Raw genomic sequence first — 25,557 nt, 5'->3', positions numbered from 1 at the left:
GCGCCGCGCGCCGCCCCGGGAACGGAGGCCATCCGGGCCCCCTGGGTCTTTATTTCCAGACCGGCGCGCCGTCGGCCGCCTTGATGTCGGCCGCCCAGACCCCACGCACTTTTGCGGTGACCTCGTCGGGCAAGGGCACGTAATCCAGGTCGCGGGCCATGTCGGCCCCCTTGCGATAGGCCCAGTCAAAGAAGGCCAGGATCTCGTGGGCCTTTGCGGCATCCTCCTGGCGGCCATGCACCAGGATGAAGGTCGCCGCCGTCACCGGCCACGACTCGGCGCCGGGCTCGTTGTTCAGGATCACCCCCATGCCGGGCGCGCCGTCCCAGTCGGCATTGGCCGCCGCCGCCGCGAAGGCCGGCTGCGAGGGCTGCACGAACTGCCCATCACGGTTCTGCAGCTGGGTCCAGGCGAGCTTGTTCTGCTTGGCATAGGCGTACTCGACGTAGCCGATCGAGTTGACGAGCTGACGCACGTAGGCGGCCACGCCCTCATTGCCCTTGCCACCCTGACCCGTGGGCCACTTCACGGCTTTGCCCTGCCCGACCTTGTCCTGCCACTCGGGTGACACCTGGGACAAATAGTTGGTCCAGCCGAAGGTCGTGCCCGAACCGTCCGAACGGTGCACCACCACGATGGACTTGGACGGCAGCGTCAAGCCGGCATTGAGCCGGGCGATGGCCGGATCGTCCCATTTCTTGATCTTGCCCAGAAAGATGTCGGCCAGCACGGCGCCGGTGAGCTTGAGTTGGCCGGGGGCCACACCCTCGACGTTCACCACCGGGACTGTGCCCCCGATCACCGCGGGAAACTGCACCAGGCCGTTTTCCGTCAAGGCCTCGGGCTTCATGGGATCGTCGGTCGCGCCGAAATCCACGGTCTTGGCGATGATCTGCTGCTGGCCGCCGCCCGAACCGATCGACTGGTAGTTCACGCGATGCCCGGTCTCGGCATGGTATTGGCTGGCCCACTTGGCATAGATCGGATAGGGAAAGGAAGCGCCCGCGCCGGTGAGGTCGGCGGCGCTCACCGTGGCGGCGACGGCCGCCATGGCCAGCCCGGTGCTGCATTGCACCAGTATGCGATTGAACATGTCGAATCCTTGTAAGGTCTTTCACTCGTTCGACGGGTGATCCCGTCAGGACAGCATGTTAGGGCCGCGTCGTGACACCTTGATGACAGCGGCGACATCGCCGTCACATCGCCGCTCACCCCCCGAGGCGGGCCATCAGGTGCTGATGCAGGTTCATGGGCGCGCGCCGGTTGCGCACGCGCAAATAGCGTCCATCGGGCTGCATGCTCCAGGCGAGCTGGTTATCGCGCAAGGCGAACGTAAAGGCCTCATCGATCACCCGGCGGCGCAGGTTCTTGTCCAGCACCGGAAAGCCCAGCTCGACCCGGCGGAAGAAATTGCGGTCCATCCAGTCGGCCGAGGACAGGTACAGCGCGCCCTCGCCCTCGCGGTGAAAATAGAACACCCTGGAATGCTCGAGGAAACGCCCGATGATCGAGCGCACGCGGATGTTCTCGGACAAGCCGGGCACGCCGGCCTGCAACGCGCAGGCGCCGCGCACAATGAGGTCGACGCGCACGCCGGCGCGACTGGCATTGTACAGCGCCTCGATCATGGAGGGCTCGAGCAGCGAGTTCATCTTGGCCATGATGCGCGCGCGCTTGCCCGCGCGCGCGCTCTCAGTCTCGCTCTTGACCATCCCGATGAGCGTATCGTGAAGGGTGAACGGCGATTGCAGCAGGAGCGTGAGCGCGCGCCGCGACCCCAGGCCGGTCAGCAGGGAAAAGACCTGGTCCATGTCCTCGCACATCTGGGGATTGGCGGTGAGCAGGCCAAAGTCGGTGTACAGGCGCGCCGTGCGCGGGTGGTAGTTGCCCGTGCCCAGGTGCCCGTAGCGGCGGATTCGGCCCTCCTCGCGGCGCAGTACCAGCGCCATCTTGGCGTGGGTCTTGTGGCCCACCACGCCGTAGCTGACGTGCGCGCCGACCTCCTCGAGGCGTGCCGCCCAGTTGATGTTGGTCTGCTCGTCGAAGCGCGCCATCAGCTCGACCACCACGGTGACTTCCTTGCCCGCCTTGGCCGCCGTCAGCAGCAGCCCCATCAATTCGGAATCCTCGCCGGTGCGGTAGATGGTCTGCTTGATGCCCACCACCTGGGGATCCTTGGCGGCCGCCCGCAGAAATTGCAGCACGGGCTGGAAGGACTGGTAGGGATGATGCAGCAGATGGTCGCGCGCGGCGATCGCGGCGAACAGCTCGGCAGGTTCCTCCAGGTCGCCGTCGAAAGGCGCGGGCACCCGGGGGCGGTAGGGGGGGTATTCGAGGTCGGCGCGGCTCACTCGGTTGCAGAGCTGCATCAGCCGCGCGAGATTCACGGGCCCGTTGACCCGATAGGTGTCGGCCGGGCCGAGGCCGAATTCACGTTGCAGAAAAAGCTCCAGGTCCGGCGGCATCGCATGGGCGATTTCGAGGCGCACCGAGGCGCCGAAATTGCGCTGCGACAGCTCGCCCTGCAGGGCTTGGCGCAAATTGGTGATTTCCTCTTCGTCGACGAACAGGTCGCTGTTGCGGGTGACCCGCCACTGGTAGCATCCCTGCACGTCCATGCCGGGGAACAGCTCGCCCACAAAGGCGCTGATCAGGGTGGTGAGCAGCATGAAACCGTCGGGAATGCCGGCGATCTCGGCCGGGACTTTGATCATCCGCGGCAAGGCGCGCGGCGCCTGGACGATGGCAATATGGCCCTCGCGCCCGAAGGCGTCCTCGCCCGAGAGCGCTACGATGAAATTCAGGCTCTTGTTGTAGACCCTGGGAAAGGGATGCGCAGGGTCCAGGCCAATGGGCGTGAGCAGCGGCATCACGTCGCGCTGAAACAGTCCGTGCGCCCATTCGCGCTGCAGGTCGGTCCAGGCGGTCGAATAGATCAACCCCACGCCCTGCTCAAGGAGCTTGGGCATGACGTCGCCCGTCAGCAGACGGTTCTGGCGGTCGACCAGCACGTGAACGGCGCGCTGGACCCGATCGAAGGCCTCGTCCGGCGTCAGGCCATCGACCCCGACGAGCTCGGGCGTCTGGCGCTGCTGCTCTTTGAGGCTGGCCATGCGGATTTCGAAAAATTCGTCGAGATTCGACCCCACGATGCACAGGTAACGGAGACGTTCCAGGAGCGGCGTATCCGTGCGCTCGGCCATGGCCAGGACCCGTTCGTTGAACTTGAGGATGGACAGCTCGCGATTCGACAAAACGGGGGATGTCCCGCTGGCCTCCATAGATGCTCCATATTGTGTCATGACCGGCCACTATAATCGCACAATGTGACACTATCGGGTACAAGCATGGACGACCGGCTGGCTTCGATCGACCTGGGTTCCAATACCTTCAGGCTCTCCATCGGGCGCGTGGTGCGGCACGACGGCAAGGCGCAGATCTACGCCGAGGACAAGCTGCGCGAGGTGGTCAACCTCGCCAGCGGGCTGGACGAGTACAAGCGCATACGACCCGAGGCCGTGGCGCGGGCGATCGCCACACTGGAGCGCTTTGGCGAACGGCTGCAGGGCTTCCCCCCCTCCAACGTCCGCGCGGTCGCGACCAACACCTTCCGAGTGGCGCGCAATGCCTCCGAGATCCTGCCCCGCGCCGAGCGCGCGCTGGGCTTTCCGATCGAGATCATCTCGGGCCAGGAAGAGGCGCGCCTGATCTTTTCCGGCGTGATCAACGAGCTGCCCCCCTCGGACCAGCGGCGCCTGGTGATCGACATTGGCGGGGGCTCGACCGAATTCATCATCGGCCAGGGCCGCAAACCCCTGCGCCTGGCGTCTCTGGCCATCGGCTGCACCACCCACACCCGGGCCTATTTCCCCAACGGCCGCATCACCGAAGCGCGGATGCGCCAGGCGATCCTCGGCGCCCGGCGCGAGATCGAGGCGATCGCACGTCCCTATCGGCACACCGGCTGGGAAAAGGCTTTCGGCTCCTCGGGCACGGCCAAGGGCCTGCTGGCCATCCTGGTGGAAAACGGCCTGTCGCAACGCGCCATCACGCTCGAGGGCATGGAGCGGCTGCGCGAGGCCCTGATCCGCGCCGGCGAGGTTCGCCTGCAGGACTGGGCCGGGCTGAAGGCCGAGCGCGCCCCGGTGCTGGCGGGCGGGCTGGCCATCATGATCGCGGCCTTCCAGGAACTCGGCATCGAGGCCATGGGCGCGGGCGAGGGCGCACTGCGCGTGGGCGTGCTGTACGATCTGCTGGGCCGCGACCTCCAGCACGACAAGCGCGACGAGACCGTGCGCCATTTCGCCAAGCGTTACCAAGTCGACGAGACCCAGGCGGCGCGGGTGTCGGCACTGGCGCAAACCCTGTTCGATCAGGCCGGCCTGGACGCCGACCCCGAGTACGAGGACCTGCGCCGCGCCCTGGTCTGGACGGCCTCTCTGCACGAGTGTGGCCTAGCCATCGCCCACGCCGACTATCACAAGCATAGCGCCTACATCCTCGAGCACGCCGACATGCCGGGATTCTCGCGCGATGACCAGGAACTGCTGGCCTTCCTCGCGCGAGGGCACCAGGGCAAACTGGGCAAGCTGCGCGACCGGGCCCCCAGCCGGGCCCGCTGGCTGACGCTGTGCTGCCTGCGCCTGGCGGTGTTGATGCACCGCCGCCGCGAAGAGGTCCCGCCCCTGCCCTTGCGCCTGCACGCGCACGGTACTTTCCTGGACATGGCCATCGACTCGCAGTGGCTGTCGGCCCACCCCCTGAGCGAGTTCACCCTGCGCGCAGAGGCCGAGGTCTGGCGCAAGGCGGGATTCGAGCTGCGCCTGACGCGTACCGCGACGCAGGCCGCCTGATTCGATCCGAAAACCGGCGGGGCCCGCGCCGCGCGGGTGCGCTCAATCCATCCCGAAGTGCCGCCGGTAGCGGGGGTCCAGGCGTTCGAGATCCAGCAGTATCGGAAAATCCGCGGTATTGAAATCAGGATCCCAGGCGGGTTCGCCGCAAATCGTGGCGCCGATCTTGAGATAGCCCTTGATCAGGGGCGGCACGCGCGCCGGCAGCGTGCTGTCGAGGCGTTCGACCGGATAGCGGTGGATGGGGACGATGCGTGGGGCCGCGGGATCGCGCGCCATCAGGCGCTGGGCGATGCGCCACACCTCGGCGGCCGCCACCCCGTCGTCTCGCAGGCTGACGCTGGCGCAGCCCAGCATGTAGCGGTAGCCGCCGTGCATCATGATCTGCGCAAGCCCGGACCACAACAGCATGATGACGCCGCCGTGACGGAAGTCGGCATCGATGCACGAGCGGCCGACCTCGACCAGGTGCGGACGCATCGCCCGCAGCGGCGACAGATCGAATTCCGATTCGGAATAATAGCCGCCCGCCTGGACGGCGGCCTCTGGGGTCAGGACCCGGTAAGTGCCCACCACGCGATCGGCGGCTGTGTCGCGCACCTGGAAATGCGCGCACCAGTCATCGAAGTGGTCCACATCCCGGTCGCCCACGGCGGAGGGGAAGACCGCTGCCAATTCATCAGTGAAGACCCGATACCGCAGGCGCTGCAAGGCCTCGATCTCATCGGGCGTTCTGGCGATGCTCAGCGCCAGATTCCCGATCTCGGTGCCCATCCAATCTGTGCGTTCCATCGGATCGGTGTAAAAGGATAAAGGTCGATGCATCGGCCACCTCCTGAAGACATGCCAGTCAGCATTGTGACTGCGGTATGTTGCAGTTTTGAGGCGATGGTCCGTTCAGGCCAATCTTACTGCCACGAGCCGGCGCACGCCGTCCTCGGCGAGGGCCTCGTCCTCGGCCTCGACCATCAGGCGCAGCTTGGGCTCGGTCCCCGAGGCGCGGATCAGGACGCGGCCGCGCTCGCCGAGGCTGTCACTCACGGCCCGGGCCGCGGCCTTCAGGCCCTCGTGCTGTTCCCAGGCCATACCCGGGGCCAGGGGGATATTGACCATTCTCTGGGGGTACATCTTCAAGTCGGCGACCAGCTCGTCCAGCCGTGCCTGGCCATGGCGCATCGCCGCAACGACCTGCAAGGCGGCGACGATGCCGTCCCCGGTCGTGTGGCGGTCCAGACACAGCAGGTGCCCGGAGCTCTCGCCGCCGAACAGCCAGCCGCGTTGGCGCAGGGCCTCGAGGACGTAGCGGTCCCCCACCTGGGTGCGCTCAAACGGAATGCCCAGGTCGCGCATGCGCTTTTCAAAGCCAAAATTGGTCATCAGGGTACCCGCCACCCCGCCGATCGGCTGGGTGCGCGAGCGGTCGCGCACGATGGCGTACAGCAGTTCGTCGCCGTTATAGAGGCGCCCCGCGCCGTCGATCATCTGCAGGCGATCGGCGTCACCGTCCAGAGCGATGCCAAGGTCCGCGCCCTGCGCCCGCACGGCGGCGACCAGCGCCTCGGGATGGGTTGCGCCCACCCCTTCGTTGATATTGAAGCCGTCGGGCTCGCAGCCGATGGTCGAGACCTCGGCGCCCAGTTCGCGGAATACGTGCGGCGCGATGTGGTAGGCGGCGCCGTGCGCCGCGTCCACCACGATGCGCAGCCCCAGCAGATCGAGCTCGTTGGGAAAGGTGCTCTTGCAGAACTCGATATAGCGTCCGGCCGCGTCGTTGATGCGCCGTGCCCGCCCCAGCCCCCCGGAGTCCGCGCACCCGATGGGCTCGTCAAGCATGGCCTCGATGGCGGCCTCGGTCTCATCGGGCAGTTTGGTGCCGGCGGCGGAAAAGAATTTGATGCCGTTGTCGTAATGTGGATTGTGCGACGCACTGATGACAATGCCAGCCGCCAGCCGCCAGGCACGGGTCAGGTAGGCCACGGCGGGCGTCGGAATAGGGCCGGCAAGCATCACGTCCACGCCGGCGGCCGACAGCCCCGCCTCGAGGGCGGATTCGAGCATATAGCCCGAGATTCGGGTGTCCTTGCCGATGACCACCGTGGGCCGGCCTGCGCCGGCGGCGCCGCGCGCCAGGACGCGGCCCGCGGCGTAGCCCAGCCGCAGGGCGAACTCGGCGTTGATGGTCTCGCCGCCCACGATGCCGCGCACCCCGTCGGTGCCGAAATACTTGCGTGCGCTCATGCGCCGACTCCTTCCACCTTTGCCCAGATTTTGAGGGCGTCCACCGTATCGGCCACGTCGTGCACCCGCAGGATGCTGGCACCGCGCGCTGCGCCCGCGAGGGCCGCCGCGATGCTGCCGCCCAGGCGCCGGTCGGCCGACCGCCCGGTCACCGCACCGATCATCGATTTGCGGGACACGCCCAGCAACAAGGGATAATCCCCGGCCCGCAGCTCGCGCAAGTGCGCAAGCAGCGTGTAATTATGCGCTATCGTCTTGCCAAATCCGAATCCCGGATCGAGCACGATGCGGCCCGGCGCCACGCCCAGTTCGCGCAGCGCCCGCGCACGAGCAGCCAGGTAGTCGCCTACCTCGCGCACCACGTCGGCATAGACCGGTGCGTCCTGCATGGTCCGTGGTTCGCCGCGCATGTGCATGACACACAGCGCGCACGCGGCGCCAGCGACCGCCTCCGCGGCGCCTGGCGTCCCGAACCCCATGATGTCGTTGATCATATCCGCCCCGGCCTCGAGGGCGGCGCTCATCACCGCGGGCTTGCAGGTGTCAACCGACAGGGGCACACCGCAATCGCGCAGGGCCTGGATCACCGGCACCACGCGCCGCAATTCCTCGTCGACCGGCACGGCTTGCGCCCCTGGCCGCGTGGATTCGCCGCCGACATCGAGAATGTCGGCACCCTCGTCGATCAGCCGCTGTGCGTGCGCGATCGCCTCGTCGGCGCGGAAGTGCTGCGCGCCGTCCGAGAACGAATCGGGGGTGACATTGACGATCCCCATCACCAGCGGGCGCCGCAGGGACAAGCAATAGCGCCCGCACTCGAGGTGGCCGGACATCGAGGGTCCAATCAGACGGGAGTGGCCGCCGGACCCTTGTCGCCGCTGGGCGCCGCCTGGCCCGCCGAAGGCGGCGGCGCACTGCTGTCACCCGAGGTGGGGGGCTGCGGCGCGCGCGGCGGACGGCCTTGCATGATGTCCTCGATCTGCTCGGCGTCGATGGTTTCCCACTCGAGCAGGGCCTTGGCCATGGCGTGCATCTTGTCCTGGTTGGACTCGATCAGGTTGCGGGCCACGGCGTACTGGGCGTCGATGATGCTGCGGATCTCGTGGTCGACCTTTTGCATGGTCGCCTCGGACACATGGGTGGTCTTGGTCACGCTGCGGCCGAGGAAGACCTCGCCCTCGTTCTCGGCGTAGACCACGGGCCCCAGCGAGTCGGTCATGCCGTAACGTGTGACGATGTCGCGGGCGATGGCCGTGGCGCGCTCGAAGTCATTGGAGGCGCCGGTGGTCATCTGGTTCATGAAGACCTCTTCGGCGATCCGGCCGCCGAACAGCACGGCGATCGTGTTCAGCAGCCGATCCTTGTCCATGCTGTAGCGGTCAGTCTCGGGCAACTGCATGGTCACGCCCAGTGCCCGGCCGCGCGGAATGATGGTGACCTTGTGGACGGGATCGGTCTTTGGCAGCAGGCGCGCCACCAAGGCATGCCCGGACTCGTGGTAGGCGGTGTTGCGGCGTTCCTCCTCGGGCATGATCAGCGAACGGCGCTCGGCGCCCATGATGATCTTGTCCTTGGCCTTTTCGAGGTCGGACATATCGACGGTGCGGCCGTTGCGCCGGGCGGCGAACAAGGCGGCCTCGTTGATGAGGTTGGCCAGGTCGGCGCCGGAAAAGCCCGGCGTCCCGCGCGCCAGCACGGTCGGGTCGACATTCTGGGCGATAGGTACCTTGCGCATGTGGACCTTGAGGATCTGCTCGCGCCCACGGATGTCGGGCAGCGAGACCACCACCTGGCGGTCGAAGCGGCCCGGACGCAGGAGCGCCGGGTCCAGCACGTCGGGCCGGTTGGTGGCGGCGACCACCAGCACGCCCTGCCCGGTCTCAAAGCCGTCCATCTCGACCAGGAGTTGGTTCAGGGTCTGCTCGCGCTCGTCGTTGCCGCCGCCCAGGCCAGCGCCGCGCTGACGGCCCACCGCGTCGATTTCATCGATGAAAATGATGCAGGGGGATTGTTTTTTTGCGTTCTCGAACATGTCGCGCACTCGCGCGGCACCCACGCCGACGAACATTTCGACGAAATCCGAGCCCGAGATGCTGAAGAACGGCACCTTGGCCTCGCCGGCGATGGCCTTGGCGAGTAGGGTCTTGCCGGTGCCCGGGGGGCCGACCATCAGCACGCCGCGCGGAATCCGTCCGCCCAGCCGCTGGAACTTGGTCGGATCGCGCAGGAAATCGACCAGCTCCTGGACGTCCTCTTTGGCCTCGTCGCAGCCGGCGACGTCGGCGAAGGTGATGGTGTTGTTGTTTTCATCGAGCATGCGCGCGCGCGACTTGCCGAAGCTGAACGCCCCGCCCTTGCCGCCGCCCTGCATCTGGCGCATGAAGAAAATCCACACTCCGATCAGCAACAGCATCGGGAACCACGAAATGAACAGGCTGGTCAGGAAGGAGGGCTCCTCGCGCGCGCGGCCCGAGACCTGGACGCCGTTCTTGACGAGTTCGGGCACCATCCACAAGTCACCCGGCGAGGTCAGGCTGTACGAACGGCCGGATTCCGGCGTCACGAAGATCGTGTCGCCCTGGATGTCGACCTTGTTGATGCGTCCGGCCCGCGCATCGTTCATGAACTGCGTGTAGCTCACGGTGTCGCTCGTGACCGGATGGCCCTCGAACTGCTTGAACACCGTGAAAAGCACGAGCGCGATCACCATCCAGACCGCGATCTTGGAAAACGAGTTGTTCAAAGCCAACCTCCTGCGTGTACTGTCGTCGGTTCGGCTCGCCTGTTTACAACAAGCTGACAAAACCGTCAATGCTTCATTCTACCTGAATCCCGGCGTCAAACCGTGCCGGGCACCGCAACCGAAATGCCGATCGGCCAAACAGCACACTAGCCTTCCGATCCCCCGGACCCCTCTTTGAGGCCACGCGCCACCAGGAAGGTTTCGGAGGATTTATCCCTCGAGGCCTTGGGCTTGCGCTCCACGACCCGGACGAAGTGGCGCTTGAAGGACTCGACCACCTGGGAGAAGCCGCTGCCGTGGAACGCCTTGACCACCAGCGCACCCTCGGGCGCGAGGTGGCCGCGGGCGAATTCCAGCGCCAGCTCGCAAACGTGGGCGATGCGCGCGGCGTCGGCCGAGGCCACACCCGACAAATTGGGGGCCATGTCCGAAATCACAAGGTCCACCGCCTGGCCGCCCAGACGCTCGTGCAGTTCCTCGAGGACGGCGTCCTCGCGGAAATCCCCCAGAATGAACTCGACCCCGGCGATGGGCTCCATCGGCAACAGGTCCAGCGCGATGAGTCGCCCATCGATCACGCCTCCCGGGCCAGCAAGCCGCTCGCGCACGACCTGGGACCAACTGCCGGGGGCCGACCCGAGGTCCACCACCACATCGCCGCGGCGCAACAAGCGCTCGGCGTCCAGAATCTCGGACAGCTTGAACGCCGCCCGGGCGCGATAGCCCTTCTGTTGCGCCATTTTGACGTAAGGGTCATTGATGTGCTGCTGGACCCAGGCTTTGGAGAATTTTTTCTTGGCCATTACCGTACAATTCCACTATGCCCAAACTCGAACTAACATCCCATGAACGCAGCGCCCTGCGCGCCGCGGCCCACCCCCTGCGCCCCGTCGTGCTGATCGGCGACCGGGGCCTGAGCGCATCCGTCCTGAATGAAATCGACCGCGGCCTCACCGCGCACGAGTTGATCAAGGTGCGCGTCGCGGGCGCCGAGCGCGAGGAACGCGAGGCCATGCTCGAGGCGATCTGCGAGGCGCTCTCGTGCGCGGCGGTCCATCATCTGGGCAAGACGCTGATTATCTATCGGCCCGATGCCGCTGCGCAACACGCCCAGGCCGAGGCCCGAAACGCCACCCGTGCGTTGCGCAAGCCCTCGGAGCCCCACATCCCCAAAAAACAGGCCGCCCTCGCACGCGGGGAGGCCAAATCCGGCCACGGTGTCAAACCCGCCCGCGCGGCCGACGGTGCCCGCAAGGCCGCGCCCGCCGGGGCAAAGACGCCGGCACGAAAAAGCGACGCTCCCGACTCGCGAGAGCGCCGCCCCGGGGCGCAGACGCGCACCCCCCGCCGCCCGGCCGCCACTCCGGGCATCCCACGCCGCAGCGGCGGCAGCGCTCTGACGCTGCGCGCCGGGGCGCGGCGCGGTCGCACTACACGTAGCTGACCGAGCACACCTCGTATTCGCGCACGCCCGCCGGTGCCTTGACCTCGACCACGTCGCCTTCGCTCCTGCCAATGAGGGCGCGCGCCACGGGGCTGGAGACCGAAATCATATTGGCGCGGATGTCGGCCTCGAGATCGCCCACGATCTGATAGCGCAGGCGCTCGCCCGATTCCAGATCCTCGATCTCGACGGTCGCGCCGAACACGGCCTGGCCGGCGACATCGAGATCGGCCGGATTGATGATCTGGGCGTTGGACAGCGTGCCCTCAAGTTCCTGGATGCGGCCCTCGACGAATCCCTGGCGTTCGCGCGCCGCATCGTATTCGGCGTTCTCGGACAAGTCGCCCTGCGCCCGCGCCTCGGCGATGGCGCTGATGACCTCGGGGCGGTCGACCGTCTTGAGGCGATGCAATTCAGCTTGTAAGCGCTCTGCCCCGCGAGCTGTCAAAGGAATCGCAGACATAATGTACCTGACTCAAAATGGCCCTCATGCCGTGCCCGCGCCGGGCAGCCCCCCTCGGGGGCGCCTCTGCGTTGGGACGACCTGATGGCAAACGTAAAAAACGCCCCGGATGCGAAGGGGGGCGCCTGGCTTTGCACGTAGGCGATGGGGCGGGCCTGCTCGGCACTCGGCCGATTCTGCGTGAAACGCCCTGCGAGCGCTCGCCCAAAATAAAGCCCCGGCCGAACCCGCCGGGGTACTGGGGCCTATTGTGGTCAAAATGCCGGGAAAAAGCAAGCCCCGGCCGAGCCGCTACACCGTCGGCTGTCGATCCGGCTTGCCGCGCCGCAGCAACGCATACAGGATGATCGCGCCGAAAGTCGCGGTGCCGATCCCATCGAGGCGGAAGGCGCCGATCGCGATCGAGAAATTCCCGGCCCCCAGAATCAGGGTGACCGCCGCCACGATCAGGTTGCGGTTATCGCTGAAATCGACTTGGTTCACGACCCAGATCCGCGCCCCGGCAATGGTGATCAGGCCGAACACCACGATGGACATGCCGCCCAGCACGGGCGCCGGAATAGCCTGGATCGCGGCCCCGAACTTGGGCGAGAAGCCCAGGCAGATCGCGATCAGCGCGGCGACCACGAAGACGACCGTGGAATAGATGCGGGTGACCGTCATGACCCCGATATTCTCGGCATAAGTAGTCACGCCGGTGCCCCCGACCGCGCCCGATACCATGGTGGCCACCCCGTCGCCGATGAAGGCACGCCCCAGGTAGCGGTCCAGGTTCTGCCCGGTCATGGCGCTCACAGCCTTGATATGACCGAGGTTCTCGGCCACCAGAATGATGGCCACCGGCGCGATCAGGCTGATGGCGTGAGCCTCGAACACCGGGGCCGAGAACGTCGGCAGGCCCAGCCAGGGCGCCGCGCCGATGGCGCCGAAATCAATGGGCTTGCCCAGCCCGAGCCCATTGGCGAGGATCGCGTAGATCACGCAGGCCAGCAGCAGGCCCACCAGAATCAGCAGGCGCTGGACCATGCCCCGGGTATGGACCGCCACACCGCCGACGCACAGAATCGTCATGAGCGCCATCCCGGATTCGAACAGCGAACCGCCCATGGCCCCCTTGGCGGCGATGGGCGCGAGATTCAGGCCGATGACCGCCACCACGGCGCCGGTGACCACCGGCGGCATCCAGGCATCGATCCAGTCTGATCCCCCGCCCGTGCGGGCGTTCAGCCACGCGGTCAGCAGGCCGATCGCCGTGTAGACGAGGCCGCAGACGATGATGGCCCCCAGGGCGACGCCGATGTTCGCATTCGGGCCGCTGCCCGCATAGCCCGTCACCGCGATGACGCCGCCGATGAATGCGAAGCTGGACCCTAGGTAGCTGGGGACGCGTCCCCCCACGAAAAGAAAGAAGATCAGCGTGCCGATCCCCGACATCAGGATGGCCATGTTGGGATCGAAGCCCATGATCAGGGGGGCGAGAATCGTGGAGCCGAACATGGCGACCACATGCTGCGCGCCCATCGCCACGGTCTGGGGCCAGGGCATGATTTCGTCCGGCTGGACCACGGCGCCCTCCGTGGCACCGGCGGTCAGGCGCCAGCGGGGAAAATAAGAATCGGACATGGGAACCGCCTTGATCTGGGGGTGGACGGAGAAAACTCGCGAAAGTGTATGGCCTGGCCGCGAGTTCATGCAAGACGTATTCGATGGCCGGCGCGCGCCCGCGGGACGACGAGGCGCATCCGGCAGGTGGCGGAGTGGTCCTGGAGAACCCAAAAAGACTGCGGGGCCCGGCGCAGTCGGGGAACGCGGAAGGGCCGAGGGTCCGCCGTCTACGCCGCCCCGGCCGCGTGCATGGCCTGCAGGGCATAGACCTTGAGCCCGCCGCCGTGGCGCAGGTACTGCAGGCCCTCGACCGCGGCGCGCGCGCCGGCGATGGTGGTGAAGAACGTCACCCGGTTGGCCAAGGATTGGATACGGATGGTGCGCGAGTCGGCGATCGCATTGCGGCGTTCCTCGACCGTATTGATGACCATCGCGATCTCGCCGTTCTTGAGCATGTCGACCACGTTGGGACGCCCTTCGGTCACCTTGTTGACGACCTGGACCTTCAGGCCCGCCGCCTCGATCACCGCGGCGGTGCCGCGCGTGGCCACCAGGTCGAACCCCATCGAGGCCAGGCCGCGGGCCACCTCGACGGCGCGCGGCTTGTCCTGGTCGCGCACGCTGATGAAGACACGGCCGGACTCGGGCAGCCAGGCGCCCGCGGCGATCTGCGATTTCACGAAGGCCTCGCCGAAGGATTCGCCCACGCCCATGACCTCGCCGGTGGATTTCATCTCGGGACCCAGGATGGTATCCACGCCGGGGAACTTCACAAAGGGAAAGACCGCCTCTTTGACGCAGTAGTGGCGCGGTGCCGGGATCGATTCGATCCCCTGGGCCGCCAGCGAGCGGCCCGCCATGATCCGCGCCGCGATCTTGGCCAGTTGCTTGCCCGTCGCCTTGGAGACGTAGGGCACCGTGCGCGAGGCGCGCGGATTGACCTCGAGCACGTAGACGTCGCCCTCTTGGATGGCGAACTGCACGTTCATCAGGCCCTTGACGTTCAGGGCCCGCGCCATCAAGGCAGTCTGGCGCTCGATTTCGGCGACGATCTCGGGCGTCAGGGAATACGGTGGCAGACTGCAGGCGGAATCGCCTGAATGCACACCCGCCTGCTCGATGTGCTCCATCACGCCGCCGATGATGACCTGCTCGCCATCGGCCAGGCAGTCCACGTCGACCTCGGTGGCGTTGTTGAGGAAGTGATCCAGCAATACCGGCGAATCGTTGCTGACCTTGACCGCCTCGCGCATATAGCGCTCGAGGTCCTGGGGCTCGTGGACGATTTCCATGGCGCGGCCGCCCAGGACATAGCTGGGGCGCACCACCAGCGGATAGCCGATCTCGCCGGCCAAGGCCAGGGCCTCGCTCTCGGTGCGCGCCGTGCGATTGGGGGGTTGGCGCAGACCGAGCTTGGTGAGGAGCTTTTGGAACCGCTCGCGGTCCTCGGCGACGTCGATCGAATCCGGGCTGGTGCCGATGATGGGCACGCCGTTGGCCTCGAGCGCGCGCGCGAGCTTCAGCGGGGTCTGGCCACCGTATTGGACAATCACGCCCACCGGATTTTCCTTATGGACGATCTCGAGCACGTCCTCGAGCGTCAGGGGCTCGAAGTACAGGCGGTCGGAGGTATCGTAATCCGTGGACACGGTCTCGGGATTGCAGTTGACCATGATGGTCTCAAAGCCATCCTCGCGCAGCGCCAGCGCGGCGTGCACGCAGCAGTAGTCGAACTCGATGCCCTGGCCGATGCGGTTGGGCCCGCCGCCCAGGACGATGATCTTTTTGCGGTCGGTCGGCTCGGCCTCGTCCTCGTCCTCGTAGGTCGAGTACATATAGGCCGTCGTCGTGGCGAATTCGGCAGCGCAGGTGTCAACGCGCTTGTACACCGGACGCACGTTCATCTGGTGGCGCAGCTTGCGCACCTCGGACTCGGTGGTATCCAGCAGGAACGCCAGGCGCCGGTCGGAGAAGCCGCGGCGCTTGAGTTCGCGCATGGTGTCGTCGTCCAGTTCGGACAGGGTGCGCTGCTCGAGCGCCAGCTCGATATCGACGATTTCCTTGATTTGCGCGAGGAACCAGGGATCGATCTTGGTCAGGTTGTGGACTTCTTCGAGGGAGAATCCCTGGGCGAAGGCGTCGCCCACGTACCAGATCCGCTCGGGGCCGGGCTCGCCCAGCTCGATTTGCAGGCGCTCGCGATCGGTGGTCTTTTGATTCAGGCCGTCGACGCCGACCTCGAGGCCGCGCAGGGCCTTCTGGAAGGATTCCTGGAAGGTGCGGCCGATGGCCATGACCTCGCCCACCGCCTTCATCTGGGTCGTCAGGCGCGAATCGGCCTGGGGGAATTTTTCGAAGGCAAAGCGCGGCACCTTGGTGACGACGTAGTCCAGGGCCGGCTCGAACGAGGCCGGCGTGGCGCCGCCGGTGATCTCATTGTGAAGTTCGTCCAGCGTATAGCCCACGGCTAGGCGCGCGGCGACCTTGGCGATCGGAAAGCCGGTGGCCTTGGAGGCCAGCGCCGAGGAGCGCGATACGCGCGGGTTCATCTCGATGACGATCATGCGGCCGTTGGCCGGATTGACCGCGAACTGGACGTTCGAGCCGCCGGTGTCCACGCCGACCTCGCGCAGCACCGCGATCGACGCGTTGCGCATGATCTGGTATTCCTTGTCGGTCAGCGTCTGCGCGGGCGCGACGGTGATCGAGTCGCCGGTGTGTACGCCCATGGGGTCGAGGTTTTCGATGGCGCACACGATGATGCAGTTGTCGGCGCAGTCGCGCACAACCTCCATCTCGAATTCCTTCCAGCCCAGCAGGGACTCCTCGATCAGGAGCTCATGGGTGGGCGACGCCTCGAGGCCGCGGCGGCAGATGGTCTCGAATTCCTCGGCGTTGTAGGCGATGCCGCCGCCCGTGCCGCCCAGCGTGAAGCTGGGGCGGATGACCGCGGGGAAGCCGGAATTGCCCACCTCGGCGGCAATGCGCTTTTGCACGGCCCAGGCGTCGTCCATGCTGTGGGCGATGCCGGACTTGGCGGACTCCAGACCGATGGCCGTCATCGCGTCCTTGAACTTGAGGCGATCCTCGGCCTTGTCGATGGCCTTGGCGTTGGCGCCGATGAGCTCCACACCGTGCTTTGCCAGTACGCCGTGGCGATCCAGATCCAGCGCGCAATTCAGCGCCGTCTGCCCGCCCATGGTGGGCAGCAGCGCATCCGGTTTTTCGATCTCGATGATCTTTTCCAACGCCTGCCAGGTGATGGGCTCTATGTAGGTGACATCGGCCGTTTCCGGGTCCGTCATGATAGTGGCGGGGTTGCTGTTGACCAGGATGGTGCGGAAACCGTCGGCCTTCAGGGCCTTGCAGGCCTGGGCCCCGGAATAGTCGAATTCGCAAGCCTGGCCGATGATGATCGGACCGGCGCCGATGATGAGGATACTCTGGATGTCTGAACGCTTGGGCATGGGATGGCAGTGGTTTTCTTATTGGGAGGCCTGGGCCTTGTGGCGGGCCATCAGGTCGATGAACTTGTCGAACAGCACCAGGATATCGTGCGGCCCGGGGCTGGCCTCGGGGTGCCCCTGAAAGCAGAATACCGGACGGTCCGTAAGCTCGAATCCCTGGAGGGAGCCGTCGAAAAGCGACACGTGCGTGACCCGGGCGTTGGCCGGCAGGCTGTCGCCGTCCACGGTGAAGCCGTGGTTCTGGCTGGTGATGAATACCCGGCCGGTATCGAGGTCCTGAACCGGGTGATTGGCGCCATGGTGGCCGGTCTTCATCTTGACCGTGCGCCCGCCCAGGGTCAGGCCCAGGACTTGCTGGCCCAGGCAGATGCCGAACAGCGGGATGCCATTGTCGAGGACGGCGCGGCAGGTGTCGGCCGCGTAGTCGCAGGCGGCTGGATCGCCCGGGCCATTGGACAGGAACACGCCGTCGGGCCGCTGGCCGAGGATGTCCTGGACCGGCGTGGTGGCGGGCACCAGCGTGATGCGGCAGCCCCGGTCGGCAAGCAGGCGCAGGATATTGGCCTTGATGCCATAGTCGTAGGCGATGACGTGAAACTGGTTGCCCTCGCGGCGTCTGAACCCGCGCCCCAGCGCCCAGGTGCCCTGGGCCCAGGCGCCGGCCTGCCGCGTGCCGACCGATGCGGCGAGGTCCTGGCCGGCCATGCCGGGAAAGCCGCGCGCGAGTTCGACGGCGCGCTCGACGTCCTCGCCGACCATGATGCAGGCGCCCTGGGCGCCGTGCTCGCGCAGGATGCGCGTGAGCTTGCGCGTGTCGATACCCGAGATCGCGACCACGCCCTGCGCCTTCAGGTACTCGGGCAGGGTCTGGCTGGCGCGGAAACTCGATATCCGGGCAGGGCAATCCCGCACGACCAGGCCGGCGGCGTGTACCCTGGAAGACTCGACGTCCTCGGGGTTGACGCCGGTATTGCCGATGTGCGGATACGTGAGCGTGATGATCTGGCCGCTATAGCTGGGATCCGTGAGGATTTCCTGATAACCGGTCATCGAGGTGTTGAAGACGATCTCGGCCACGCTGTGGCCTTCGGCCCCGATGGATACCCCTCTAAAGACAGTGCCGTCGGCCAAGGCTAGGATCGCTGGAACAAGGCCGCTGGGACCCTCGGGAAAGATTGACGGCAGCAAGATAAACCCCGGTTGTAAAGTCGATATTCAAACTTTCCTATTATACAGTCTCGTGCCGTCCCACCCCCCGGCTCGGCCGAAATGCACTACAGTAGGGCTCCTGACCTTTCCTACCGCCGCACAATGCCTACCGAACTCGAATCCCTGCGTGCACTGACCACGGTCGTCGCCGACACCGGCGATTTCGAGGCCATGCGCGCCTACCGCCCCACCGACGCGACGACCAACCCCTCGTTGATCCTCAAGGCCGTCCAGCTCGAGGCCTATCGGCCCCTGCTCGAACGCGTGCTGCGCGACCACCCGAGCGCGCCGCTGGTCGAACAGATCGACCGCCTGCTGGTCGCCTTTGGTTGCGAAATCCTCGCCATCGTCCCGGGTCGCGTGTCGACCGAGGTCGATGCCCGGCTGTCCTTCGACACCCTGGCCAGCATCGAGCGCGCCCGCCAGATCATCGGCCTGTACGAGCGCGCCGGCATTGCGCGCGAGCGGGTTCTGATCAAGCTCGCCTCCACCTGGGAAGGCATCCAGGCCGCCCGAGTGCTGCAGGCCGAGGGCATCCAATGCAACCTCACCCTGCTGTTCTCGCTGCCCCAGGCGATCGCCTGCGCGCAGGCCAAGGTCACCCTGATCTCGCCCTTTGTGGGCCGCATCTACGACTGGTACAAGAAATCCGCGGGGGCCGGCTGGGACGAGGCCGCCCACGCCGGGCCGGCCGACCCGGGCGTCCAGTCGGTCGAACGTATCTATAACTACTACAAGGCCTACGACATCCCCACGCAGGTCATGGGGGCGAGCTTTCGCAATATCGGCCAGATCCGCGCCCTGGCGGGCTGCGACCTGCTGACGATCAGCCCCGATCTGCTTCAGCAGCTCGCCGACAGCCACGAGCCGCTTGCGGCCCGCCTGACCATCGATCAGGCCAAGGCGTACGCGCCCGCGTGGCAGGCCAGCAACGAGGTGGCCTTCCGCACCGAGCTGAACCAGGATGCCATGGCCACGGAAAAACTGGCCGAGGGCATCCGCGCGTTCACGGCCGACGCCTTCAAGCTCGACACCCTGGTGACGCAGTTGCGGGGCTAGTGTCCTGTTCGGTTCATCCGTACGTTCAAATTCGGATGGATGCGCGGTACAGACAAGGCGAAAACCGCAGCGATCGCAGCGGCTATCACGAGGATTGGCAACGCGGGATCGCCGGCGGCGGACCGCCGGGGCATTCGCTCAGCTGGGACGGCGCTCGTGCAGGGCCCAGGCGATGGTTCCGGCGTCCACATACTCGAGCTCGCCGCCGCTGGGCACGCCACGGGCCAGACGACTGACCGACAGCCCGCGAGCGCGCAGCATGTCGGACAAATAATGCGCCGTGGTTTCCCCCTCGGCGGTGAAGTTCGTCGCCAGAATCACCTCGCGTACGGCACCGTCGGTGGCGCGCTCGAGCAGGCGTGAGAACTGCAACTGGTCTGGACCCACGCCCTCGAGCGGCGCGAGCCGCCCCATCAGCACGTAGTACAGCCCCCGGTAGCCGTGGCTGGCCTCGATCATGTTCTGGTCGGCGGGGGTCTCGACCACGCACAACAGGTTCTGGTCACGGTCCGCATGGGTACAGGTCGGACACAGGTCCGCCTGCGAGAAGGAATTGCACCGCAGGCAATGGCGCAACTGCCCCACCGCGTCCTGCAAGGCCCGGCCCAGGCGCAAGGCGCCGTCGGGATCATGCTGCAGCAAGTGGTAGGCCATGCGCCGCGCCGAGCGCGCCCCCACGCCCGGCAGGCCCCGCAGGGCCTGGATCAGCGCCCGCAGCGGCTCGGGCTCCGGCAGGCTGGGGTCCATCAGAACGGCAGCTTCATCCCGGGCGGCAGGGACATGCCGGCGGTGACGGCCGACATTTTCTCCTGGGCCGTGGACTCGGCCTTGCGCAGGGCGTCGTTGAAGGCGGCCGCCACGAGATCCTCGATCATGTCGCGGTCGTCGTCGAACAGGCTGGGGTCGATCGCCACGCGCTTGACATCATGTTTGCAGCTCATGGACACCTTGACCAGGCCGCCGCCGGCGGCGCCCTCGACAAGGATGTCGGCCAGGGCGTCCTGCGCCTTTTTCATGTTTTCCTGCATCTGCTGAGCCTGGCGCATCAAGCCCGCGATCTGACCTTTCATCATGGAAGCATCCGTCCTGAATGACTGAACAAACTATCTGACCAAAGAATGGGACTATACCGCAGGCGGGCGCACCGACCCCGGCACCACGCGGGCGCCGAAGGCCTGTGTCATCGCCTGCACCACCGCATCCTCTGATACCGCGTCCTCGGCGGCCTGCTGGCGCGCGGCCCGCACGGACTGATCGACCGCGTAGGCGGTGTCCTCACCGGTCTCGCCGCACTCGATCTCGAGCCGGATCACCCGTCCGAAATGCTCGGAGAGCACGGTGCGCAAGCGCTCGGGGCCAGCGCCCTCGGACAAGGATCGGATCGCGACCCGCAGGCGCACGAGGTGCTCGTCGCCCGAGAGCCATTCGCTGTTGACGGCAAGCTCGGCGGCCACGCCCGTGACCGGCAGGGCGGCAGCCAGCGCAGGCCAGTCGCGCGCGCCCACATCCCTCGGGTCGGGCGGGGGCATGGCAATCGCGGCGGCCGCCTTGCGCCCTACCGCGGCAGATGCGCGAGGCCCGCCCGGCGGCGGCGCTTCGTCAAAAAAATCCACGCCCTCATCGCTGCCGACAGGCACCAGGTCATCATCGCCCTCGGGAAAGTCCGGAACATCCTCATCCCAGGCCGGTGGCCCCTCATCCTCCGGTGGCTCAACGGGGGGGGCTTGCGCGGCGGGCTCTTGCGCGGAGGGGGCGCCCGCGGCGACGGACTCGCAAGCGAGAGACCCTTGCGCGACCGGTTCTTGTGTGGGAGGCTCGCACCCTGCGGCATCGGGCGCAGCGTCATCAGGCGCATCAACGGCGGACACGACGGCGGGCGCTGGGTGGGGCACGGACGCAGGCGCGGGCATGATCGCGGGGCGCGGCGCCGGCGCCGCTGGCCCTGGATCCGAGGCCACGACGGTCTCAATGGCGGATGCCGCGGACTCGACAACGGGTGCGGGGATCGGCGGCGCGGGGACCGGCGGCACGGGCGCCGCCACCCGGCCGGCGGGCAGGAGCGCCAGCATGCGCAGGCATGCCATGACAAAGCCCGCATACTCGTCGGGCGCCAGAGACAGCTCCTGGCGGCTGTTGACCGCCACGGCGTAAAAAAGCTGGACCTCGTCGGGCTGCATGGCCTGGGCCAGGACCTGGATTTCGGGAGCCAGGGGATCGTCGCCCTCGCGCGGCGCGCCCAGGCGCTGGGCGATGGCGATCCGCGACAACAGCACGGCCAGGTCGGCGAGCGCGGCCTGGTAGGACAGCCCGCGCGCCGCCAGGTCGTCGGCGACCGCGAGAATCCCGGGCGTGTCCCCCCCGGCCAGGGCGCGCAGCAGCGCCACCAGGTGGTGCTGGTCGAGGGTCCCCAGCATGTCGCGCGCGGCCTCACCGGTAAGCTGGCCCGCACTAAACGAAATGGCCTGGTCCGTGAGTGACAGCGCATCACGCATCGAGCCGGCCGCGGCCTGCGCGATCAGCCGCAGGGCCTCGGGCTCGGCCGGAATGGACTCCTCGCCAAGGACCCGCCGCAGGTGCTCGACGATGGCCGGGACGGTCATCTGCTTGAGATTGAACTGCAGGCAGCGCGACAGCACCGTGACCGGGATTTTTTGCGGATCGGTGGTCGCGAGAATGAACTTGACGTGCTCGGGAGGTTCCTCGAGGGTCTTGAGCATGGCGTTGAAAGCATGCCCGGTCAACATGTGGACCTCGTCGATCATGTAGACCTTGTAGCGGGCCGAGGACGGTGCGTAAACGGCCTGCTCGAGTAGCTGGGTCATCTCGTCGACGCCACGATTCGATGCGGCGTCGAGCTCGATGTAGTCCACAAAGCGGCCCGCATCGATTTCCATGCACGCCCGGCAACGCCCGCACGGCGCCGCGGTCACGCCCTGTTCGCAGTTCAGGGCCTTGGCCAGGATGCGCGACAGCGTGGTCTTGCCCACGCCGCGAGTGCCGGTGAACAGCCACGCATGGTGCAGGCGGCCGCTGTCGAGTGCGTGCGTGAGCGCACGGACGACATGGTCCTGGCCGATCAGCGTGTCAAACGAACGGGGACGCCATTTGCGCGCCAATACGAGATAGCTCATGGGTAAGCCGCAATCATGGTCGAAAGAAGAGGCGAGCCTGACTTCGGCACTGGTTCCGCGCGGCTGTGGCTGCTTCGTTCCCGACCTGACCAGGTTCACCGCCGAACCATGCGAAGGGGCCCGCCTTTGTCATTCTAACAGGACTTTGACGCGGGCCCACAGATACCAGCGCAGGCCGGCCGACCCTTGAGCGATCGGAGCCACCCGCTTACACTGCGGCGCATGACCCGCGCACCCAACCGCCCCGAGCTCACGACCTCTCTGACCCTGCGCAGCCAGGAACAGAACTGGGGCACCGAGCGCCGCATGGCCTTGCTGGCGGCCATCGGCACCGAGGGTTCGATCAGTGCCGCGGCGCGCAAGGTGGGCCTGAGCTACAAGGCCGCCTGGGATGCGGTGGACACCATGAACAACCTCGCCGACAGCCCGCTGGTCGAGCGCGTGACGGGCGGCAAGCGCGGCGGCGGGGCCACCCTGACGCCGCGCGCCCGCGAACTGGTGGACTGGTACGAGCGCATCCACCATGAGCACCAGCGGTTCATGGATGTGCTGGCGCGCTTCGGGCCCGAGGCGCCGCGCAACCTCGAGCTGCTGCAGTACATGATGGTGCAGACCTCGGCGCGCAACCGGCTGCTGGGCACCATCCGGAGCATCGTCCGGGGCGAAATCAACGACGAGATCACGCTCGAGACCGCCGAAGGCCTGCCCATCGTGGCGCTCATCACACACGCGAGCACGACCGCCCTGGACCTGCGCAAGGGCCGCCGCGCCCTGGCCTTCATCAAGGCGCCGTCCGTGACGCTCGCGCAGCTCGGACCGGATGCGCGGCTATCGGCCCGCAACCAGCTACGCGGCACGATCTCCAGGATCACGGGCGGCGACCTCCAGGCCGAGGTCGGCGTGGACGTCGCGCCGAATACCCGCATCACCGCCACCCTGGGCGGCGAGGACCTGCGCGCCATGGCGCTGGCCGAGGGTCAGGACATCACCGCGGTCTTCAAGGCCTCGGACGTGCTGCTGGGCACGCTGGACTAAAGCTCTCTGGACTAAGGCTCTCTGGACTGAGCATCCCGCCACGGCCCCGTTCCACGCACCAGGCCCCGCCCCTGGATGCGGCCCTGGCCGACATGGAAGACCTCGTCGGCCAGGATATCGACGTCGCCGGGGTCATGGGTGATCAACACCGTGGGGATCTCGATCTGCGCCTGCAACCGTGCCAGTTCCCGCCGCATCTGGGCGCGCAGGTCCGCATCCAGTGCGGACAGGGGCTCGTCGAGCAGCATCAACCCCGGATTCGTCGACAGGGCGCGGGCCAAGGCCACGCGCTGGCGCTGCCCGCCCGATAGCTGCGCGGGATAGTGGTCGAGCAGGGATTCCAGGCGAAAAGCCTCGACCCAGCGCTGCGCGGCCGCCGGCAACGGACGCCGGCCGTGCCGGTTGAACCAGCCACGCGTCAGGCCAAAGCCAATGTTCTGGCGCACCGTCAAGTGCGGAAACAACGCATAATCCTGGAACAGATACGCCAGACGCCGGGCACGCGGAGGCACGTCGATGCCACGCGCACTGTCGAACAGGACCCGGCCCCCCGCCTCGATACGGCCTTCGTCCGGCCGCAACAGGCCGGCGATGGCCTGCATGGTCAGGCTCTTGCCCGCCCCCGAGGGCCCGAACAACGCGATGCGCCGCGCCGTGGTCTCTAAACGGATGTCAAGTCTGAAGCCCGCCTCCCCGCCCACGCGGCGGCGAATCTCGACCCGCAGGCTCATGGCGAGCTCCTTGCCTTGCGCAAGCGATTGGCACCGGGCGCCAGCCAGGCGGCCAGGCACAGGGCCACGACGCAGGTGGCCGAGGTGACCAGGACCAGGAAATTGGCATATCCGTCCTCGCCCGCCTGGACGGCCTCGTAGATCGCGATCGACAGGGTCTGGGTCCGGCCCGGAATGCTGCCGGCGACCATCAAGGTCGCGCCGAACTCGCCCAGGGCCCGCGCAAAAGCCAGCAGCACCCCCGCCAGGATGCCGCGGGCCGCCAGGGGCAGGCTGACCCGAAAGAACACCGCCACCGGGGACACGCCCAGGACGGCCGCCGCCTGCTCGAGGCGATGGTCCACGTCCAGGAAGGCGGCGCGCGCGGCTTTCAGCACCATGGGAAACGCCACGACCGAGGCCGCCACGACGGCACCCTGCCAGGTGAACACCAGCTCGATGCCCCTCTCGGCCAGCCAGGGGCCGAGCCATCCGCGCCGGCCCAGGAGCACCAGCAGGTAATAGCCCGTTACCGTGGGCGGCAGAACCATGGGCAGGGTCAGGACCGCATCGACTAGGTCACACCAGCGCGAGGACCACAGCGACAGCCCGTAGGCGACGGCCACGCCCAGCACCGTCGCCAGCAGCGTGGCCCAGGCGGCCACCTTGAGAGACAGCAACAAGGGAACCCAGACGCTGCTCATAAGTGTTCAAGGCTTTGCAAAACCGTACTTGGCCAATACCGCCTGGCCCGCGTCCGAGAGCACATAGTCGAGGAAGCCCTGCGCCCCGGGCGCCCGGCCATCGCGCCGCACCAGCGCGATCGGATAGACCACGGGTGTCGGTGTTTGCAGGACCTGAACGACCTTGACCTTGTCCTGCATCAGGGCGGCATCGGTGGCGAACACGAAGCCCGCATCGACCTCGCCGCGCTCGACATAGCTCAGGACCTGCCGGACGTTCTGGCCCAGGATCTCGCGCGAATGGACCGCCTGCCAGTCGCCGGACTGCTCGAGCGCCGCCTGGGTATAACGGCCGACCGGCACGGAGGCCGGATTGCCGAAGGCGACGCGCGTGACCCGGTCTCCATGCAGGTCGGCCAGCGAGCCAATTCCGGAGGGATTGTCGACGGGCACGATCAACACCACCTCGTTGCGCACGAAATCGCGCCGGGTCGCCGGATCCACGGCCTTGGCCTCGACCGCCCGGTCCATGGCCTTTTGGTCGGCCGACGCGAACACGTCCGCGGGCGCGCCCTGGACGATCTGTTGCAGCACGACATCGGAGGCGCCGAAATTAGTCTGGACCTGGAGGCCCGGATGCGCCGCCTCGTACTGCGTGGCCAGATCCTTGAAGGCGTTGGTCAGGCTGGCCGCCGCCGACACCAGGAGGTCGGCGGCCATGGCGGGCATCGTGACACCGTACAAGGCGCAGGCGAGCGCCAGGTTCCGGACCAGCGACGGCCCCCCGTTGCGGCGGTGTGATGAGCATGGAGTGGTGAGCGTCATGGGATCTCTCTTGGTTCGTAATATATATAACTATATACCGATATACAGAGCGGTGGGCTGTCACCCGCCGCCCACCGGAAAGAGCGCCATGG

Annotated in this window: 21 protein-coding genes and 1 other RNA gene; 4 read left to right on the top strand and 18 right to left on the bottom strand. The window is 67.0% G+C overall.

The features are described from left to right. Window positions 1-49: 49 nt before the first annotated feature. Together pstS and ppk1 are read right to left on the bottom strand one after the other, a co-directional pair. On the bottom strand, window positions 50-1,093 hold the full coding sequence (gene pstS, locus ABS761_RS00425) for a phosphate ABC transporter substrate-binding protein PstS (protein ID WP_350405923.1): 1,044 nt from the start codon (window positions 1,091-1,093) through the stop codon (window positions 50-52). 115 nt (window positions 1,094-1,208) lie between these two features. Next, entirely contained in the window at window positions 1,209-3,281 is a 2,073-nt protein-coding gene (ppk1, locus tag ABS761_RS00420) for a polyphosphate kinase 1 (RefSeq protein ID WP_350405922.1), read from the bottom strand. 66 nt (window positions 3,282-3,347) lie between these two features. Between ppk1 and ABS761_RS00415 the strand changes: the two genes are divergently transcribed. Beyond that, entirely contained in the window at window positions 3,348-4,853 is a 1,506-nt protein-coding gene (locus ABS761_RS00415; protein WP_350405920.1) for a Ppx/GppA phosphatase family protein, read from the top strand. Between the two features lie 42 nt (window positions 4,854-4,895). Here the strand turns inward: ABS761_RS00415 and ABS761_RS00410 are convergent, their stop codons facing one another. The 5 genes from ABS761_RS00410 to ABS761_RS00390 form a co-directional block, all read right to left on the bottom strand. After that, a complete protein-coding gene (locus ABS761_RS00410) occupies window positions 4,896-5,678 on the bottom strand; it encodes a GNAT family N-acetyltransferase (protein WP_502881349.1) in 783 nt (260 codons plus the stop codon). A gap of 72 nt (window positions 5,679-5,750) precedes the next feature. Further along, window positions 5,751-7,091 (bottom strand): phosphoglucosamine mutase, encoded by a 1,341-nt coding sequence (gene glmM, locus ABS761_RS00405; RefSeq protein WP_350405919.1) that lies wholly within the window; start codon window positions 7,089-7,091, stop codon window positions 5,751-5,753. After that, entirely contained in the window at window positions 7,088-7,924 is an 837-nt protein-coding gene (gene folP / locus ABS761_RS00400) for a dihydropteroate synthase (RefSeq protein WP_350405917.1), read from the bottom strand. The genes glmM and folP overlap by 4 nt, the downstream gene beginning before the upstream one ends. An 11-nt stretch (window positions 7,925-7,935) precedes the next feature. Continuing rightward, on the bottom strand, window positions 7,936-9,834 hold the full coding sequence (gene ftsH, locus ABS761_RS00395) for an ATP-dependent zinc metalloprotease FtsH (RefSeq protein ID WP_350405915.1): 1,899 nt from the start codon (window positions 9,832-9,834) through the stop codon (window positions 7,936-7,938). Window positions 9,835-9,980: 146 nt separating this feature from the next. Continuing rightward, window positions 9,981-10,637 (bottom strand): RlmE family RNA methyltransferase, encoded by a 657-nt coding sequence (locus ABS761_RS00390; protein WP_350405913.1) that lies wholly within the window; start codon window positions 10,635-10,637, stop codon window positions 9,981-9,983. 17 nt (window positions 10,638-10,654) lie between these two features. Between ABS761_RS00390 and ABS761_RS00385 the strand changes: the two genes are divergently transcribed. Further along, on the top strand, window positions 10,655-11,278 hold the full coding sequence (locus tag ABS761_RS00385; RefSeq protein ID WP_350405911.1) for a YhbY family RNA-binding protein: 624 nt from the start codon (window positions 10,655-10,657) through the stop codon (window positions 11,276-11,278). On the opposite strand, the gene greA is transcribed toward ABS761_RS00385, so the two are convergent. From greA to carA, 4 genes are all read right to left on the bottom strand, one after another. Further along, window positions 11,265-11,741 carry a transcription elongation factor GreA gene (gene greA / locus ABS761_RS00380; RefSeq protein ID WP_350405910.1) on the bottom strand — a complete coding sequence of 159 codons (477 nt, stop codon included), beginning with the start codon at window positions 11,739-11,741 and terminating at the stop codon, window positions 11,265-11,267. The genes ABS761_RS00385 and greA overlap by 14 nt on opposite strands. A gap of 291 nt (window positions 11,742-12,032) precedes the next feature. Next, window positions 12,033-13,364, bottom strand: a complete 1,332-nt coding sequence (locus ABS761_RS00375; protein ID WP_350405909.1) for a solute carrier family 23 protein — start codon at window positions 13,362-13,364, stop codon at window positions 12,033-12,035. A gap of 209 nt (window positions 13,365-13,573) precedes the next feature. Continuing rightward, window positions 13,574-16,813, bottom strand: coding sequence for a carbamoyl-phosphate synthase large subunit (carB, locus tag ABS761_RS00370; protein ID WP_350405908.1), 3,240 nt, complete (start codon window positions 16,811-16,813; stop codon window positions 13,574-13,576). An 18-nt stretch (window positions 16,814-16,831) separates the two neighbouring features. Continuing rightward, window positions 16,832-18,001: a glutamine-hydrolyzing carbamoyl-phosphate synthase small subunit gene (gene carA, locus ABS761_RS00365; RefSeq protein ID WP_350405906.1), complete on the bottom strand. Its 1,170-nt coding sequence runs from the start codon at window positions 17,999-18,001 to the stop codon at window positions 16,832-16,834. Window positions 18,002-18,124: 123 nt separating this feature from the next. Between carA and tal the strand changes: the two genes are divergently transcribed. Continuing rightward, window positions 18,125-19,081 carry a transaldolase gene (tal, locus tag ABS761_RS00360; RefSeq protein ID WP_350405905.1) on the top strand — a complete coding sequence of 319 codons (957 nt, stop codon included), beginning with the start codon at window positions 18,125-18,127 and terminating at the stop codon, window positions 19,079-19,081. A 138-nt stretch (window positions 19,082-19,219) separates the two neighbouring features. On the opposite strand, the gene recR is transcribed toward tal, so the two are convergent. From recR to ffs, 4 genes are all read right to left on the bottom strand, one after another. Next, the gene (recR, locus tag ABS761_RS00355) at window positions 19,220-19,828 is read right to left on the bottom strand and encodes a recombination mediator RecR (protein WP_350405904.1); all 609 of its coding nucleotides are present in this window, start codon (window positions 19,826-19,828) and stop codon (window positions 19,220-19,222) included. Next, window positions 19,828-20,154, bottom strand: coding sequence for a YbaB/EbfC family nucleoid-associated protein (locus tag ABS761_RS00350; protein WP_350405903.1), 327 nt, complete (start codon window positions 20,152-20,154; stop codon window positions 19,828-19,830). Before ABS761_RS00350 ends, recR begins: the two co-directional genes overlap by 1 nt. 51 nt (window positions 20,155-20,205) lie before the next feature. Beyond that, complete coding sequence (gene dnaX, locus ABS761_RS00345) at window positions 20,206-22,212, bottom strand: DNA polymerase III subunit gamma/tau (RefSeq protein WP_350405902.1); 2,007 nt, start codon at window positions 22,210-22,212, stop codon at window positions 20,206-20,208. Window positions 22,213-22,239: 27 nt separating this feature from the next. After that, window positions 22,240-22,337: signal recognition particle sRNA small type (gene ffs / locus ABS761_RS00340), an RNA gene on the bottom strand. 97 nt (window positions 22,338-22,434) lie between these two features. Between ffs and ABS761_RS00335 the strand changes: the two genes are divergently transcribed. Next, the gene (locus ABS761_RS00335) at window positions 22,435-23,247 is read left to right on the top strand and encodes a TOBE domain-containing protein (RefSeq protein WP_350405901.1); all 813 of its coding nucleotides are present in this window, start codon (window positions 22,435-22,437) and stop codon (window positions 23,245-23,247) included. A gap of 11 nt (window positions 23,248-23,258) precedes the next feature. Here the strand turns inward: ABS761_RS00335 and ABS761_RS00330 are convergent, their stop codons facing one another. Genes ABS761_RS00330 through modA form a run of 3 tightly spaced genes read right to left on the bottom strand, consistent with a single transcriptional unit; the run spans window position 23,259 to window position 25,465 of the window. Further along, window positions 23,259-23,978 carry a sulfate/molybdate ABC transporter ATP-binding protein gene (locus tag ABS761_RS00330; protein ID WP_350405900.1) on the bottom strand — a complete coding sequence of 240 codons (720 nt, stop codon included), beginning with the start codon at window positions 23,976-23,978 and terminating at the stop codon, window positions 23,259-23,261. Continuing rightward, entirely contained in the window at window positions 23,975-24,661 is a 687-nt protein-coding gene (gene modB / locus ABS761_RS00325; RefSeq protein WP_350405899.1) for a molybdate ABC transporter permease subunit, read from the bottom strand. The genes ABS761_RS00330 and modB overlap by 4 nt, the downstream gene beginning before the upstream one ends. A 6-nt stretch (window positions 24,662-24,667) precedes the next feature. Further along, window positions 24,668-25,465 (bottom strand): molybdate ABC transporter substrate-binding protein, encoded by a 798-nt coding sequence (gene modA / locus ABS761_RS00320; protein WP_502881348.1) that lies wholly within the window; start codon window positions 25,463-25,465, stop codon window positions 24,668-24,670. Window positions 25,466-25,557: the final 92 nt, after the last annotated feature.

The organism is Castellaniella sp. GW247-6E4 (genome assembly GCF_040276065.1).
GTDB lineage: Bacteria > Pseudomonadota > Gammaproteobacteria > Burkholderiales > Burkholderiaceae_B > Castellaniella.
Note: the sequence above shows the minus strand (reverse complement) of the source record. Positions and strands in the feature narration are given on the sequence as shown.